This is a genomic window from Enterobacter sp. J49 (assembly GCF_002148625.1).
GTDB classification, from domain to species: Bacteria; Pseudomonadota; Gammaproteobacteria; order Enterobacterales; family Enterobacteriaceae; genus Enterobacter; species Enterobacter ludwigii.
The window spans coordinates 317246-332616 of record NZ_MWPY01000037.1 but is presented as its reverse complement, the minus strand read 5'-3'; the positions used below and the strand labels follow the sequence as shown (position 1 = coordinate 332616).

General features: G+C 52.9%; 16 protein-coding genes and 1 tRNA gene. 9 read left to right on the top strand and 8 right to left on the bottom strand.

Going from position 1 to position 15371, the window contains the following annotated elements; genetic code table 11:
* Window position 1 precedes the first annotated feature (1 nt).
* Entirely contained in the window at window positions 2-1591 is a 1590-nt protein-coding gene (gene yejF, locus BJP35_RS19905; protein ID WP_047742933.1) for a microcin C ABC transporter ATP-binding protein YejF, read from the top strand.
* Between the two features lie 3 nt (window positions 1592-1594).
* On the opposite strand, the gene BJP35_RS19900 is transcribed toward yejF, so the two are convergent.
* From BJP35_RS19900 to rsuA, 3 genes are all read right to left on the bottom strand, one after another.
* Window positions 1595-1939: a YejG family protein gene (locus BJP35_RS19900; protein ID WP_014170936.1), complete on the bottom strand. Its 345-nt coding sequence runs from the start codon at window positions 1937-1939 to the stop codon at window positions 1595-1597.
* 280 nt (window positions 1940-2219) lie between these two features.
* Window positions 2220-3416: a Bcr/CflA family multidrug efflux MFS transporter gene (locus tag BJP35_RS19890; protein ID WP_014170937.1), complete on the bottom strand. Its 1197-nt coding sequence runs from the start codon at window positions 3414-3416 to the stop codon at window positions 2220-2222.
* A gap of 15 nt (window positions 3417-3431) precedes the next feature.
* A complete protein-coding gene (gene rsuA, locus BJP35_RS19885; RefSeq protein ID WP_014170938.1) occupies window positions 3432-4139 on the bottom strand; it encodes a 16S rRNA pseudouridine(516) synthase RsuA in 708 nt (235 codons plus the stop codon).
* Between the two features lie 151 nt (window positions 4140-4290).
* Here rsuA and BJP35_RS19880 point away from each other — a divergent pair, with 151 nt between their 5' ends.
* Complete coding sequence (locus BJP35_RS19880) at window positions 4291-6051, top strand: DEAD/DEAH box helicase (protein WP_047742936.1); 1761 nt, start codon at window positions 4291-4293, stop codon at window positions 6049-6051.
* Window positions 6052-6176: 125 nt separating this feature from the next.
* Complete coding sequence (gene rplY / locus BJP35_RS19875) at window positions 6177-6461, top strand: 50S ribosomal protein L25 (protein ID WP_014170941.1); 285 nt, start codon at window positions 6177-6179, stop codon at window positions 6459-6461.
* Between the two features lie 53 nt (window positions 6462-6514).
* On the opposite strand, the gene yejK is transcribed toward rplY, so the two are convergent.
* On the bottom strand, window positions 6515-7522 hold the full coding sequence (gene yejK / locus BJP35_RS19870) for a nucleoid-associated protein YejK (protein WP_014170942.1): 1008 nt from the start codon (window positions 7520-7522) through the stop codon (window positions 6515-6517).
* Between the two features lie 134 nt (window positions 7523-7656).
* On the opposite strand from yejK, the gene BJP35_RS19865 reads away from it, so the two are divergent.
* The 5 genes from BJP35_RS19865 to BJP35_RS19845 all read left to right on the top strand — a co-directional run bounded on the left by BJP35_RS19865 (window position 7657) and on the right by BJP35_RS19845 (window position 10690).
* A complete protein-coding gene (locus tag BJP35_RS19865) occupies window positions 7657-7884 on the top strand; it encodes a YejL family protein (protein WP_001135586.1) in 228 nt (75 codons plus the stop codon).
* 19 nt (window positions 7885-7903) lie between these two features.
* Window positions 7904-9664, top strand: coding sequence for an LPS biosynthesis-modulating metalloenzyme YejM (gene yejM, locus BJP35_RS19860; protein WP_086463503.1), 1761 nt, complete (start codon window positions 7904-7906; stop codon window positions 9662-9664).
* Between the two features lie 72 nt (window positions 9665-9736).
* Window positions 9737-9813 (top strand) — tRNA-Pro (locus tag BJP35_RS19855).
* Between the two features lie 186 nt (window positions 9814-9999).
* Window positions 10000-10239: a DinI family protein gene (locus tag BJP35_RS19850; RefSeq protein WP_014170944.1), complete on the top strand. Its 240-nt coding sequence runs from the start codon at window positions 10000-10002 to the stop codon at window positions 10237-10239.
* A gap of 124 nt (window positions 10240-10363) precedes the next feature.
* Window positions 10364-10690 (top strand): NIPSNAP family protein, encoded by a 327-nt coding sequence (locus BJP35_RS19845; protein ID WP_025203613.1) that lies wholly within the window; start codon window positions 10364-10366, stop codon window positions 10688-10690.
* A 305-nt stretch (window positions 10691-10995) separates the two neighbouring features.
* Here BJP35_RS19845 and BJP35_RS24670 read toward each other — a convergent pair whose 3' ends face one another.
* The 4 genes from BJP35_RS24670 to BJP35_RS19825 all read right to left on the bottom strand — a co-directional run bounded on the left by BJP35_RS24670 (window position 10996) and on the right by BJP35_RS19825 (window position 14632).
* The gene (locus BJP35_RS24670) at window positions 10996-11346 is read right to left on the bottom strand and encodes a hypothetical protein (RefSeq protein ID WP_228176546.1); all 351 of its coding nucleotides are present in this window, start codon (window positions 11344-11346) and stop codon (window positions 10996-10998) included.
* 118 nt (window positions 11347-11464) lie between these two features.
* Window positions 11465-12424: a hypothetical protein gene (locus BJP35_RS19835; RefSeq protein WP_047742938.1), complete on the bottom strand. Its 960-nt coding sequence runs from the start codon at window positions 12422-12424 to the stop codon at window positions 11465-11467.
* Between the two features lie 624 nt (window positions 12425-13048).
* The gene (locus BJP35_RS19830) at window positions 13049-14236 is read right to left on the bottom strand and encodes an MFS transporter (protein WP_047742940.1); all 1188 of its coding nucleotides are present in this window, start codon (window positions 14234-14236) and stop codon (window positions 13049-13051) included.
* 135 nt (window positions 14237-14371) lie between these two features.
* Window positions 14372-14632, bottom strand: coding sequence for a DUF2534 family protein (locus BJP35_RS19825; RefSeq protein WP_010433451.1), 261 nt, complete (start codon window positions 14630-14632; stop codon window positions 14372-14374).
* Between the two features lie 209 nt (window positions 14633-14841).
* On the opposite strand from BJP35_RS19825, the gene eco reads away from it, so the two are divergent.
* Window positions 14842-15345, top strand: a complete 504-nt coding sequence (eco, locus tag BJP35_RS19820) for a serine protease inhibitor ecotin (protein ID WP_040018015.1) — start codon at window positions 14842-14844, stop codon at window positions 15343-15345.
* Window positions 15346-15371: the final 26 nt, after the last annotated feature.

The following is a 15371-nucleotide window of genomic DNA, read 5'->3' as shown; positions in this document are numbered from 1 at the left end:
GATGACGCAGCCCCTTCTCAGTATTGATAACCTGTCGATTGCCTTTTCGAAACAGGGTGAGGCGCGTACCGTGGTCACGGAGTTGTCGCTGCAGATCCAGCGCGGCGAAACGCTGGCGCTGGTAGGCGAGTCAGGATCCGGCAAGAGTGTATCGGCACTGTCGATCCTGCGCCTGCTTCCGTCTCCGCCCGTCAGCTATCCGCAAGGCGACATTCTGTTTCACGGTCGCTCGCTGCTGCATGCCGATGAAAAAACCCTGCGCGGAATTCGCGGCAATAACATTGCCATGATTTTCCAGGAGCCGATGGTCTCTCTTAACCCACTGCACACGCTGGAAAAACAGCTCTATGAAGTGCTGTCCCTGCACCGGGGCATGCGCAAAGAGGCGGCGCGGGGGGAGATTCTGGATTGTCTTGAACGAACCGGCATTCGCAATGCCGTAAAACGGCTGAACGATTTTCCCCATCAGCTTTCCGGCGGCGAACGTCAGCGGGTGATGATTGCGATGGCCCTGCTCACGCGACCCGAACTGTTGATTGCCGATGAGCCCACCACCGCGCTGGACGTGACGGTGCAGGCGCAAATTCTGCGGCTGCTGCGGGAGCTGCGTGACGAACTGAACATGAGCCTGCTGTTTATCACCCATAACCTCAGCATTGTGAGAAAGCTCGCCGACAGCGTCGCCGTGATGCAAAACGGACGCTGTGTCGAGCAGAACACCGCAGTCACCCTGCTGAAAGCGCCTCAGCACCCCTATACGCAGCGTCTGCTTGATAGCGAGCCCACGGGTGACCCGGTTCCCCTGCCGGCTGACAGCGCGCCGTTGCTGCGCGTTGAGGGGCTGGGCGTGTCGTTTCCTGTTCGCAAAGGGATTCTGCGGCGCATCGTCGACCAGAATCCGGTATTGAAAAATATCCATTTTTCCCTGCGTCCGGGCGAATCGCTGGGGCTGGTGGGCGAGTCCGGTTCGGGAAAAAGCACCACCGGCCTGGCACTGCTGCGCTTAATCGCCTCGCAGGGTGAGATCCTCTTTGACGGTATGCCGCTGCACAACTGGAACCGTCGCCAGATGTTGCCCGTTCGTCCCCGCATGCAGGTTGTGTTTCAGGATCCAAACTCCTCGCTTAACCCACGGCTGAACGTATTACAGATTGTCGAAGAGGGTCTGCGCGTTCATCAGCCAGCATTGACCGCCCGGCAGCGGGAAGAAGAAGTGATACGCGTTATGGCAGAAGTTGGCTTAGATCCGGATACCCGGCACCGCTACCCGGCTGAATTTTCCGGCGGTCAGCGCCAGCGTATCGCCATTGCCCGCGCGCTGATCCTCAAACCGGAGCTGATCATTCTGGATGAACCGACGTCGTCGCTGGACAGAACCGTTCAGGCTCAAATCCTGGCATTACTGAAAGGATTGCAGGAAAAGCACAGGCTGGCCTATATCTTTATCAGCCATGATTTACAGGTTGTGCGGGCGTTATGCCATCAGGTGATTGTGTTGCGACAGGGAGAAGTGGTCGAGCAGGGAGAGTGCCAGCGCGTATTTGCTGCGCCAACGCAGAGCTACACGCGCCAGCTGTTGTCCGCAGACTAGCGCTCAGAAAGGATACTGGCCCGAGAAAGGCTCAGCGATAGCAACACCAAAGTTTTTCAGACGGCAGGTCGCGGCAAATTCATCCTGGCTTTTCACGAACAGGCAGGGTTCACCTTCACACTCTAGTACGGAGCTGTCCACTTCAATATCCGTCAGGGCCTCGCTGAGACGCTCCATGACTCGCCATGCATTTTCGTCGCTCGGGCTCAGCAACTTAAGTGCAACCAGACAATTCTCGCAACCCGCGACGCTTTGCGGAATCGGTTCAACTTTCGAACCTGCAAAACCCGCCGACCAGCGATAGCTCTGGGGCAAGCGATGGACTATGGAGAGTTGTAATGTATTCACGTTCGTTCCCCGGAAGCAAAATTTACTTCACAATTTATTTACATTTATAGTAACACATCATCGCCAGCCTGCACTATTCGGCGCTTTTTTATAGGTGTTCAGGCTCGCGTCGGCGCTATATGTACCCGTTTCTGCGATCTAACTCAACCTTTTTAAATACAATGATGTGACTTTTTACACAAATAGATTTTACATAAAAGAAACAAACACAGGGTAAACGAACGCAGCTTTGGTTGATGTGTGTCAACAAAAAAGGCCCTGACTGGGCCTTATTTGCGCGTTAGCTGGCCACCTTTCGCGGCCGACTGGCGTAGAGATAGAAAAGAATGGAGCTGGTTGCACAAAACGCCATCGCCCACAGCATCGGCCAGGCCGTATTAAACGTGGCCATCGACAGTAACGCCCCGACGATGGCGCCGATGCCAAAGCGGAATGTTCCGGCCAGCGACGAGGCGGTGCCTGCCATATGCGGGAATTCGTCGAGGATCACCGCCATCGCATTGGAGGAAACCATCGACACGCAGCCGACGAAGGCCGCAACCCCCACCACCAGCGCCCAGAAGCCCACGCCTGTAAAAGCACTCAGCACCAGCCAGATAGCCATCACAAACTGGATCCAAAGCCCGGCGCGGAACATGTTCAACGCCCCGACTCGGCGGACAAAGCGGCTGTTAATGATGGTCATAATGAACAGGAAGACGATGTTGAGCGCAAAGTAATAACCGAAGTGCTGCGGAGAAACATGGTTCAGTTCGATATAGACAAACGGCCCGGCGCTCAGGAATGAGAACATCCCGGCGAAGCTGAAACCGCTCGCCAGCATATAGCTCAGCACGCGCTTATGGCGAAACAGTGAGGCGAAATTCCCCATTGTGGTTCGGATGTGGAACTTCTGTCGGCGCTCCGCGGGTAGCGTTTCATCAATAAAGAAGAAGATCATTGCCGAGGCCAGCAGCGCGGCAAGCGCCAGGATCCAGAAAATCACATGCCAGCTGAACCATACCAGCACCGCACCGCCGGCCATTGGGGCCACCAGTGGTGCAATCGTCGTCACCAGCATCACAAACGACATCATCCGGGAGAACTCTTCTTTCGGGTAGATATCGCGCATCAGGGCATTGATCACCACGCTTGCTGCCGCCGCTGCCAGACCGTGGAAAAAGCGCATGACAATCAGTTGATCGATGGTTTGCGCCTGCGCACAGGCCACCGCTGCCCCTGCAAAAATCAGGGTCCCACCAAGAATAACGGGCTTGCGGCCAAAGCTGTCCGCCATCGGGCCATAAAACAGCTGACCGAGGGCAAAACCGAGAATATAGGTGCTGAGCGTCATCTGCGCGCTGCCTGCCGGTACGCCAAACTGCGCGGAAATAACCGGCAGCGCAGGCAGATACATATCAATAGACAGCGGCATCAGCATGGCCAGCAGGCCAAGAATGAAGACGATTTTGAACGACGAGTGTGGCCTGGTGGTCACAGAGTTCTCCTGAAATTAATGCGAAGGCAGACCAACGCTGGCGATCTCTTCTTCCGTTAACGGGCGATATTCGCCGGGCGCCAGCTCAGGATCGAGTTCAATTGCTCCAATACGTTCACGATGCAGACCGACAACGTGGTTACCCACCGCGGCAAACATACGCTTCACCTGATGGTAGCGCCCTTCACTGATGGTCAGACGAACCTCGGTAGGCGCGATCACTTCAAGCACGGCAGGCCGGGTCAGATCTTTTTCATTATGCAACTGAACGCCGTTGGCAAATTGTTCTGCCGTGTCATCCGCGACCGGAGACTCCAGCGTCACCCGATACGTCTTCTCACAGTGATGGCGCGGAGACGTGATACGGTGTGACCACTGCCCGTCGTCGGTCATCAGCACCAGCCCGGTGGTGTCGATATCGAGACGGCCAGCGGCATGCAGCTTGTGCGCGACCGGTTCGTCGAGGAAATAAAGCACCGTTGGATGATCCGGATCGTCCGTAGAACAGACATAGCCTTCCGGCTTATTGAGCATGAAATAGCGCGGCCCGTGCTGTTGGGTCAGCGGGTTGCCGTCATATTCAACCTGATGGTCAGGCTGGAGTTTGAACGCAGTGTCTTTCACAATGTCGCCATCCACGGTAACGCGGCTGGCGCGAATTTCACGCCCGGCAATAGCGCGGCTTACGCCGAGTTGCTGAGCGATAAACTTATCAAGTCGCATGAAATCTTTTTAGCCTTAATGGTGCTGGAAGTCGGACAACAGGTCCGAAAAAGAAGCAGTCTGGAATGGCTCAGTATAATGGTCTGGTTGCGCCACTCAAGGGAAAAAGTTTCGTGGCATACTATATGCGAAATAACTAAACCGAGACCCCATGACTTTTACACTTCGTCCTTATCAGCAGGAAGCCGTTGACGCCACTCTCGCCTGGTTTCGTAAACACCAGGCACCGGCGGCCATTGTGCTTCCGACCGGTGCTGGCAAAAGCCTGGTGATCGCCGAACTGGCGCGTCTGGCACGCGGACGCGTGCTGGTGCTGGCCCACGTCAAAGAGCTGGTGGCGCAAAACCATGCCAAGTATTGCGCGCTCGGGCTGGAAGCTGACATTTTCGCTGCCGGGCTAAAGCGTAAAGAGAGCCACGGCAAAGTGGTCTTTGGCAGCGTACAGTCGGTAGCCCGCAACCTTGATCTGTTTCGCAGTGAATTTTCGCTGCTGATTGTCGACGAGTGTCACCGCATCAGCGATGACGACGACAGCCAGTATCAGCAAATCCTCACTCACCTGAAAGAGGTGAACCCGCACCTTCGCCTGCTTGGCCTGACGGCGACCCCGTTTCGCCTGGGTAAAGGCTGGATCTATCACTACCATTACCACGGTATGGTGCGCGGCGATGAGAAAGCGCTGTTCAGCGACTGTATCTATGAACTTCCTTTGCGCTACATGATCAAGCATGGCTACCTGACGCCGCCCGAGCGGCTGGACATGCCGGTGGTGCAGTACGATTTCAGCCGGTTACAGGCGCAGAGCAACGGGTTATTCAGCGAAGCGGAGTTGAACCAGGAGCTGAAAAAGCAAAAGCGCATTACCCCGCATATCATTAGCCAGATAGAAGAGTTCGCCGCGACGCGCAAAGGGGTCATGATCTTTGCCGCCACCGTGGAGCATGCGCGAGAAATTACCGGGCTGCTGCCCGCCGAGGACGCGGCCTTAATCACCGGCGAGACGCCCGGGCCGGAGCGCGACCGCCTGATCGACGCCTTCAAAGCGCAACAATTCCGCTATCTGGTGAACGTGTCGGTGTTAACCACCGGGTTTGATGCCCCGCATGTCGATCTGATTGCCATTTTACGTCCGACCGAATCGGTCAGTCTTTATCAGCAGATTGTGGGGCGCGGCCTGCGCCTGGCGCCCGGGAAAACCGACTGTCTTATTCTGGATTACGCCGGAAACCCGCACGATCTCTACTCTCCGGAAGTCGGCACGCCAAAAGGCAAAAGCGACAACGTCCCCGTTCAGGTCTTTTGCCCTGCCTGTGGTTTTGCCAACACCTTCTGGGGTAAAACCACCGCAGACGGCACGCTGATTGAACATTTTGGCCGCCGCTGTCAGGGCTGGTTTGAAGATGACGAAGGACATCGCGAACAGTGCGATTTCCGTTTCCGCTTTAAAAACTGCCCGCAGTGCAATGCGGAAAACGATATTGCCGCCCGTCGCTGTCGCGAATGCGATACGGTTCTGGTCGATCCTGATGACATGCTAAAAGCAGCGCTGAAGTTAAAAGATGCGCTGGTGCTGCGCTGTTCCGGTATGGCACTGCAACCCGGCGCGGATGACAAAGGCGAGTGGCTGAAAATCACCTATTACGATGAAGACGGCGCAGACGTCAGCGAGCGCTTCAGGGTACATACGCCTGCCCAGCGTATGGCCTTCGAACAACTCTTTATTCGCCCGCACACCCGTACGCCCGGTGTACCGCTGCGCTGGATTACCGTGGCCGATATCGTGCGCCAGCAGGTGTTACTGCGCCACCCGGATTTTGTTGTGGCTCGTATGAAAGGACAGTTCTGGCAGGTTCGGGAAAAGGTATTTGATTACGAAGGCCGTTTTCGTCGCGCCAACGAATTGCGCGGTTAAGGGGACTTTTCATTGATGTGAGGGGCGTTTGAGTATAAAATGCCGCCCGCTTCATATCCGTGAAGCAGAACACTCACCTGCTGCTGGGTCGCCTGTAGTAGGGTTTAAAATACAGAGAGAAATCAATGTTTACTATCGAAGCAGAAGTACGTAACGTGCAGGGTAAGGGTGCGAGCCGCCGCCTGCGTAACGCTAACAAGTTCCCGGCTATCGTTTACGGTGGCGAAGCTGCTCCAGTTGCAATCGAACTGGATCACGACAAAGTGTGGAACCTGCAGAACAAACCTGAATTCTACAGCGAAGTTCTGACCATCGTTGTTGGCGGTAAAGAAGAAAAAGTGAAAGTTCAGGCTGTTCAGCGTCACGCGTTCAAGCCAAAAGTCACTCACATCGACTTCGTTCGCGCGTAATCGCAAACACGTCGAAAAAAAGCCCCGCTTCTGCGGGGCTTTTTTTATGCCTGTTATTTCCCGCCAGAGGTGCGGCGCTGAAGCTGATCGCGCAGGTTCGGCGGCGTGCCTTTAATGGTCAGCGTATCGGTGGCCGGATCCCAGAAGATGCGTTCACCCAACAGCATGGCATCAAAGTTGATGGTCAACCCACCGCCGCTACCGGCAAATTTAGTGAGCTGTCGCAGCGTACTGCGATCCGCCGGGAAGCTCTCTTCGAGCTCATAGCCTTTATCAGCGGTAAATTCCTGGAAGCTGACTTCACTCACGCCCGCCAGCTCTTTTGACAGCGACTCCAGCTCAATCTCTTCTCCCGCCTGCAGCTGTTCGTTGCAGTAACTGTACACCTGCTGGCGCACGGTCTGACGCTCAGATTTATCGAGCTGCGCTTCGGCGGTAAAGTCGTCAACCGCCTGCAGCAGCCCTTTGTTCTGCGCTTTGGCGTTAAGACCTTCGCTGGCGCCGAGGAAGTCCATAAAGAAATCAGCCACTTTACGGCCGACGCGGCCTTTCAGGAAGGTCAGGTAGCGGGTCGATTCCGGGTTCGTTTCCCACTCGGTTAAATCGATACGCGCCACGATATCCGCATGGTTGATATCAAGATAATGGGTAGAGCTGATATCCAGCTGCTCATTCACGCGCATGCTGCTTAAATTGTTCAGCACGGTGACCAGCAGATACTCTACTGCCAGGTAACGATAGTGACAGAACAGGACGATACCGCCGTCTGCGAACGGGTATTTTGCCAGTTCGTCACGCAGACGTCCGGTGGCGGCGCGGCTAAACGCCAGGAAATCCTCTTCGCCCTGACGCTGCAGACGAAGACTATCAGCCAGTTCGCTCTCTTCGCTGAACAGACCATAGGCTTTATTTTTAGCACTGTAGACGCGGTGCAACTCCGCCATCATTTCCACAACGGTCGCCGTGGGTTCCAGTAACGAATCGCGAAGCACCACTTCAAGGGTTTGCTCATCACGCTTGATAAGCTGGTGCAAGGCAATCTGGTTGATTTCCAGACTCATGATAAACTCTCCTTTTAGACCGGGCGGTATTCAACCACCACCAGGTCATGTGTGCAACAACAGATAAAAAAGGGGAAAAAAAGCTGTCGCTACGGTAATATGTTGCCCTTTCATCAACAAACTGATTTTGATTTATGCCACAACATTCCCGCTACAGTGATGAACACGTTGAACAACTGCTCAGTGAGCTGGTCAACGTACTGGAAAAACATAAAACGCCGACCGATCTCTCCCTGATGGTTTTGGGAAATATGGTCACCAACCTTATCAATACCAGCGTTGCTCCGGCTCAGCGTCAGGCGATCGCCAAATCTTTCGCCCAGGCGTTACAGTCCTCCGTCAGCGACGACCAGGCCCATTAAGGGAAACGAACAACAGTTTATGGTGACGAATCGTCAGCGCTACCGTGAAAAAGTCTCCCAGATGGTCAGCTGGGGACACTGGTTTGCCCTGTTCAACATTCTGTTAGCGACGGTCATTGGCTGTCGTTATCTGTTTGTCGCAGACTGGCCGACAACGCTAACCGGGCGTATTTACTCCTGGATGAGCGTTGTGGGTCACTTTAGCTTTTTGGTTTTCGCCACCTATCTGCTGATCCTGTTCCCCCTGACGTTTATCGTCATGTCGCAGCGGCTCATGCGTTTCTTGTCCGCTATCCTCGCGACGGCGGGGATAACGCTGCTGCTTATCGACAGCGAAGTCTTTACCCGTTTTCACCTGCATCTCAACCCCATCGTCTGGGAACTGGTGATCAACCCGGATCAAAACGAAACGGCCCGTGACTGGCAGCTGATGTTTATCAGCGTTCCGGTGATCCTGCTTATTGAGATGCTGTTTGCCACCTGGAGCTGGCAAAAACTGCGCAGCCTGACCCGGCGCCGCCATTACGCGAAGCCCGTTGCGACGCTCTTTTTCGTCTCCTTTATTAGCTCGCACATCATGTATATCTGGGCGGATGCGAACTTCTATCGCCCTATTACCATGCAGCGCGCTAACCTGCCGCTCTCTTATCCGATGACGGCCCGCCGTTTCCTCGAAAAACACGGCCTGCTGGATGCGCAGGAGTATCAGCGCCGTCTGGTCGAACAGGGTAATCCGGAAGCGGTCAGCGTTCAGTATCCGCTGAGCGAACTACGCTATCGCGATATGGGCCGCGGGCAAAACGTCCTGTTAATCACCGTCGATGGCCTGAATTATTCACGTTACGAGAAGCAGATGCCTGCTCTGGCTGATTTCGCCAGTAAGAACGTGACGTTTACACAGCATATGAGTTCCGGTAACTCGACCGACGCGGGTATCTTTGGTCTGTTCTACGGCATTTCAGCCGGATACATGGATGGCGTGCTGTCCGCCCGTATTCCTGCGGCACTGATCACCGGGCTTAATCAGCAGGGTTATCAGTTAGGGCTATTCTCATCGGATGGCTTTAACAGCGCGCTCTATCGCCAGGCGCTGCTGTCAGACTTCTCACTGCCGGCGGCACAGAGCCAGACAGATGAACAGACCGCCAGTCAGTGGATAAGCTGGCTGCAACGCTACGCCCAGGAAGATAACCGCTGGTTCTCGTGGGTTGCCTTAAACGGCACCAACCTTGAGGACACGAATCAGAAAAGCTTTGCGCGCCGCTACAGCCGCGCTGCCGGTAATGTTGATGCACAGATTGGCCGCGTGCTCGACGCGTTGCGCGAGTCTGGCAAGCTGGATAACACCGTCGTGATCGTCACGGCCGGTCATGGTATCCCGTTGGGTGACGAAACGAAGAGCATGGAGTGGTCGCGTCCAAATCTGCATGTTCCGCTGGTGATCCACTGGCCGGGAACGCCGGCGCAGCGCATCAATATGCTGACTGAACATAAAGATGTGATGACGACCCTGATGCAACGTCTGCTGCACGTCAGCACGCCAGCAAACGAATATTCACAGGGGCAGGATCTCTTCAGTGCCACCCGCCGCCATAACTGGGTGACGGCTGCCGGAGAGAGCACGCTGGTGGTGACTACGCCAGCGCTGACGCTGGTGCTGAACAACAATGGGAAGTATCAGACGTATAATCTGCAGGGTGAGCGGTTGAAAGACCAAAAACCGCAGCTGAGCCTGCTGCTGCAGGTTCTGACGGATGAGAAGCGCTTTATCGCTAACTGATTAATTATAAACCAGTTAGCAACAGATTCCCTTGCATTCAAAACGGAATCGAGTAGTATTCTTTTTATGCGTCGGCACGTAGCGCAGCCTGGTAGCGCACCGTCATGGGGTGTCGGGGGTCGGAGGTTCAAATCCTCTCGTGCCGACCAAAAATACTCTTTAAAACCAGCCAGCTATGGCTGGTTTTTTTATTGCTTAATTTCTGATGGGAATCATTACCTGTAGTTTCAGCACCAACGGTCAACACCCCCCCTTAAAACACTCCGCCACGCTTGACGCTGTATATTTTTACAGTAAAAATACCTCCCCCCACTTGAAGTTATTACGGAGGTTTTATGTTTGTTGAATTGGTTTACGATAAGCGAAATGTTCAGGGCCTGGATGGAGCCAGAGAAATTATATTGGCCGAGCTTACGAAGCGAGTGCATAACATCTTCCCTGATGCTGAAGTGAAGGTTAAGCCTATGCAGGCTAACGGACTCAATAGCGATGCCAGCAAAAGCGATCGTGAAAAGTTGAACCGCATGCTGGAGGATATGTTTGAAGAGTCTGATATGTGGCTTACAAATGAATAAATTTCGTTGAAGCCCTCATATCGAATGTACTGGCGCGGACTTTAGCTGATAATTTTCCTTTGTGTAACACAATAACATTGGACAATCGACTTAGTGCGATACACCAACGTCTGGAGCAGTGATGATGAAAACAGTCGAGATACTGCAATACAATTTACACAAAGGCACCGGAGCATTTTTTCATAACGTCATGGCAGAAATTAGCGTTCCCCTACATCAACGCCACGGCATCGATGTGGTGTCGTTTGGTCACTCTCTGCACGATCTTGATTGCTACTATCTCATTCGAGCCTTTGAAAGTATTGAAAATATGAATACGGTGCTTAATTCTTTCTACGCGAGTGCAGACTGGCGCTGCGGGCCTCGTGAGTCCATCATTGACTGCATCGAAACAAGCATTAAGACAGTAATTGATCTGCCACGAGTAAGTGTGGATGGGCTACGAGTGTAAGTCCAAATCTGTTACGTCGCGATTGAGCGTTTACTGCCATATTAGGTTTGGTTCGGTGTATTGAGACAGCCAAAACGAGTCTGAGCTGATACATATCTAACCCTACCCTGCTCCCCATTGATTAACACACCGCGATGTTTGTAATGTCTTCATAAGCCACATGAGGACATCCCCAAGAAGCGTTTTTCCGACCAACATAATCTTGAAAACCAACCCTTCCGGGTTGTTTTTGTATTTCTGCAAAGGGAATTTCGTGTCATGTAACTCACTGGAAAAAAAGGGGCCCGTTTAGGCCCCCTGATGCGTTACTGTTTCACTTTGGCCTTTTCCTCATTGATGACGTTTAGCGCTGCTGCGGTGCAATCACCCTGAGCGATCCTGAGCGTGCCCGCCTGTTGGCGTTGCTCCAACAATGCGGAAAGCGTGTTGTAAACTTTCGTTTCGTGGTGGGCCTGTGCATAGCCCAACGCCTCGCAGATTTGAAAATCTGACATTGCCGCAACACGTTTACCATTTCCCCCCATGAAAGGCCGGGTGCTTAATGCATCCGTTTCGGGTTGAGAAGCAATGCTACATGCTGTTGTAGTCACCGCTGCCAGAATGATGAATGTCCACTGAGCCTTTTTCATCAGTAACGCTTTTTTTAAGGGTTTCACTTAAAATACTTCCCAAATTCGACATGTTGTCGCCTGATTTCTTTCAGGTTTGCCACTATTCCAGCCATACACCAGCCACTGACAACCCCCAAAAACCACCCCATCAAGAGATTTACTATCACCAGTGACCCACGTTTCTGGAGCCAGACTGAGCGCTACCACCACCAATATGATTGCCACCGCCTAAGCCGTGGGCGCTGTTGCTGTTGGCTGCATTGTTGCTGCCGTTCCCCGTTCCATGCTCATGTCGTGAGTTATTACGGCTATGATCGCTTCCCTGACGCTGAGAGACGATCAACGCGTCTACATGCGGAACTGCGATTTGCACATTCGGATCGACTTTGGCGATCTCCCCTGCGGTGGTGGTAGTGGTGACACCATTAACCGTGATATTCACAGGCGTCCCCGGCTTCATACTGGACACAGCAACGTTAATCGAGCCCGTGTCTTTTGTTATGGCAACACTTGTAACGTTATCAGGGGCTTTCGTGGTGGCTGGAGTATGAGTAAGCGAGGGCGCAGTAACCGCCGTGCCAGCGGGTAAGGCTGGACCTGTTGTCGCTTGCTGCATAGACACCACTGCGGCGCGGTAAGTTGTGCCTGTGATTTGTGGCGCAGCCACTGCAGACGTTTTGGTGGCGTCAGGGGTGTTAACGGCAGTTCCTGCAGGTAAGGCTGGCCCTGTTGTGACTTGCTGCATTGAAATCACAGCGTTCCGGTAAGTCGTGCCCGTAATGTGTGGCGTTTTCTGCTGCAGGGGTTGCGGCGTTCTTTGTGTTACAGGTCGCGGCGCATCGGGAGCCGTTTCAGTTGCCTGTACTGCATTAATACGATCGCCTGCAGTGCGTAAGCTGTTTTCGATGTCCCCTAAACGGGCCATATTTTCAGGTGAACGGTCGGCATTGTAAGCCTTTAATGCAGCCTGCTTATCCTCCATGGCCTGATTGGCTTCATTGCGAATCGACTGAATAGCAGTGGCTTTTTCATCCATGGTCATGAAATTAGAAGCGAAGGCGTTCACACTTCCGCATGAAAGCGCAATTATTACGGATAAAGAAATGATAGAATGGCGGTTCATTACAATAATTACCTTTAATTTATGTTAAGGGAAAACAGAAACAACAATTAACTACCCCGGCACATGTCGGGGACTTTTTTCAACAAACGAAACAAGCACTTCAAACCGCGCATAATAACGACTGTAAACGATTACACATTTGATATTTATCAATATCCCTAATTCAAATCGTAGAAATAACAATCAACTCAGCCACTACATTTCCCTGTTAATTCGCTTCAAAACATCTCTATTGTTATCGCAACCAATCATTTTTTTAGTGAATAACACTTAGACGGTGAATTTTTCCGGTTCATTATCCTGCATAAAAAAAGTGAAATAATGTTTCAGTGCACGTGCATTGACGTAACAAAAGCATCCCTCCCCCTGGATAAAGCGCCCTGTCCCTGCATAGCTCGTGTGGCCCCAAGCCAGACACCGTCAGCAATACAGAGAGGGATACATACCCGGATTTCACGCGATAAGCGGTGTGATAATTGAACAACGTGGCGGTATAGCGGGGGGGCTAATTACAGAGGCAGGAATTTATTGCAATTGATGACAGGGCTGGTTGAATCAGCATGAATGCTGTCCAGCCCAGATTCTTACGACTAAAAAAAGAAAAGCATTTTAATAACCGTATTCTTACCGCACTTCGGCAGGCGTTTTACGCAGATAAAGCAGCGTCAGCAAACAAATCACCGCGCCGGCATAAAAGGTATATTCTGCGCCCCACAGTTCCCAGATAGCGCCGGCACCCACGCTGGCCATCAGTAACCCGACCCCGCTGACCAGACTGAAAAGACCAAACGCCGTACCGCGCAAATCCGCAGGTGCTGTTTTGGCCACCATAGCGGCCAGCAGCCCCTGAGTCATCCCCATATGCATGCCCCAGAGCGCAACGCCGACAATAATACCGGTCCAGTGGGTACTCAGGGCCAGAACGACATCAGCGGCAATCAAAACGACTAGCCCCCACTGCAGAAGCCGGGTATGGCTCATACCATCAGAGAGTTTGCCAAACGGATAGGCCGAGAAAGAATAGATCACGTTCATCACCACCATCACCAGCGGGATTAAGGCCAGGGGAACGCCAGACTGTTGCGCACGGAGGACAAGAAAAGCCTCGCTAAAACGTGCCAGTGTGAATACCGCCCCCAGGCCAATGACCCACCAGCACGATTTTCCCAGCCGCGTTAAATTCTCTCTTTTGATGGGATTAGTGCGTTTATGTTCGACAGGGGTTTTCGGCTCCTTCAGGCCGAAATACAGCAGCGCAACCGAAAGAAAGCCGGGGATCAGGGCTATCCAGAAAACCGCGCGAAAATCATTGTGTAGCAGCAGCATTAACCCCACGGCCAGTAGTGGCCCCAGAAATGCGCCGGTGGTATCCATAGACTGACGCAGGCCATATGCCGCCCCACGCAGTTCCGGCGGGGTGATATCTGCAACCAGCGCATCCCGTGGAGCACCGCGGATCCCCTTCCCCGCACGATCCATCAGGCGCGCGCCTAAAACCATCCCCGAAGAGGATGCGAGGGCGAAAAAGGGTTTGCTCAGCGCACCGAGGCCATACCCGAGTAGCGCCAGCCCTTTACGCTTGCCAAGATAGTCGCTAATCGCCCCCGAAAAGACTTTGATAAAGAGAGCGGTAGCCTCCGCGAGCCCTTCAATCAGGCCGATAACCAACACGCTCGTTCCAAGCGTAGTCACCATAAACAACGGAAGCAGGCTGTGAATACTCTCTGACGAGATGTCCATCAACATACTGACGCCACCCACTACCCAGACCCCTTGAGGGATCCGGCTGAGTACCGTAAATCTGGAAAGCATCTGTAACTCCTGCTCTGAAAATAGTGGCCTGACTGCTTACAGAATAGGATACGACGGATTAAAAACCTGAGGAAGAACAACGAGCCAATAAAAAAGCCAGCGCTCAGGCTGGCTTTTTTATCGCAGGAAAGACGTTTAGTGTTTATCACGCCCACCCAGGAAGAAAATGCCCAGCGGAATGGCAAGCAGCACGGTGAACACCAGACTATAAACAAAGATCATCGCTGATTGCAGGACATACATGCTGGTCGTCCAGGCAGAGAGAGGAATGTTGTACTGTTCAATAACGCCAACAATGGTTGCCCGCCCAACGCACGCGGCAGCAATCATAAACACAACCAGTAACGCCAACAGGAACTTGCGGCCTTCAGGTGTTTTCAGTTTTGCACGTACCATCTCTCTCTTCCCTTCACAGATGAATAACATTATGTGGCGCTTAAAATAACACGATCTGCCGCCAGACTCCAATGCAGTACAAACAACCACTCATTGCGCATTAATAGAGTTTTATACGCTGCTAATATTGAAAATGTAAGTAAATTACACCAACCATTCACGAACATTATGTTAACCTGTGCCTGATAGTTTGACATAAAGGAATGACTGTGAAAAAAGCACCTCAATTTGCCATTGCCCTGATTGCCGCCGCATGCGTTAGCACCAGCGCTTTCGCCAGCGACACCCCTAAAGCGCAGCCTCTGGAAAAAGTAGCGCCTTATCCGCAAGCGGAAAAAGGGATGAAGCGTCAGGTCATTCAGTTACCCGCTCAGCAGGATGAAGCGAATTTCAAAGTGGAACTGTTAATTGGCCAGACGCTGGAAGTAGACTGCAACCAGCACCGTCTGGGCGGTCAGCTGGAAAGCAAAACCCTGGAAGGTTGGGGCTACGACTATTACGTCTTTGATAAAGTGACCTCTCCGGTTTCGACCATGATGGCCTGCCCGGATGGCAAGAAAGAGAAGAAATTTGTTACCGCGTATCTGGGTGACAACAGTCTGCTGCGCTATAACAGCAAGCTGCCAATCGTTGTTTATACGCCTGCAAACGTGGAAGTGAAATATCGCGTGTGGAAGGCGGAAGAAGAGACGGGCACCGCAGAAGTCCGTTAAGGATAAGTCGGGTGGCGATTTCGCCT

Coding starts and splice junctions, on each gene's coding strand:
- BJP35_RS19830 (WP_047742940.1), bottom strand. CDS start 14,236: ATGCTTTCCAGATTTACGGTACTCAGCCGGATCCCTCAAGGGGTCTGG.
- yejK (WP_014170942.1), bottom strand. CDS start 7,522: ATGAGTCTGGAAATCAACCAGATTGCCTTGCACCAGCTTATCAAGCGT.
- BJP35_RS19880 (WP_047742936.1), top strand. CDS start 4,291: ATGACTTTTACACTTCGTCCTTATCAGCAGGAAGCCGTTGACGCCACT.
- yejF (WP_047742933.1), top strand. CDS start 2: ATGACGCAGCCCCTTCTCAGTATTGATAACCTGTCGATTGCCTTTTCG.
- rsuA (WP_014170938.1), bottom strand. CDS start 4,139: ATGCGACTTGATAAGTTTATCGCTCAGCAACTCGGCGTAAGCCGCGCT.
- BJP35_RS19850 (WP_014170944.1), top strand. CDS start 10,000: ATGTTTGTTGAATTGGTTTACGATAAGCGAAATGTTCAGGGCCTGGAT.
- BJP35_RS19825 (WP_010433451.1), bottom strand. CDS start 14,632: ATGGTACGTGCAAAACTGAAAACACCTGAAGGCCGCAAGTTCCTGTTG.
- yejM (WP_086463503.1), top strand. CDS start 7,904: ATGGTGACGAATCGTCAGCGCTACCGTGAAAAAGTCTCCCAGATGGTC.
- BJP35_RS19865 (WP_001135586.1), top strand. CDS start 7,657: ATGCCACAACATTCCCGCTACAGTGATGAACACGTTGAACAACTGCTC.
- BJP35_RS19835 (WP_047742938.1), bottom strand. CDS start 12,424: ATGAACCGCCATTCTATCATTTCTTTATCCGTAATAATTGCGCTTTCA.
- rplY (WP_014170941.1), top strand. CDS start 6,177: ATGTTTACTATCGAAGCAGAAGTACGTAACGTGCAGGGTAAGGGTGCG.
- BJP35_RS19845 (WP_025203613.1), top strand. CDS start 10,364: ATGAAAACAGTCGAGATACTGCAATACAATTTACACAAAGGCACCGGA.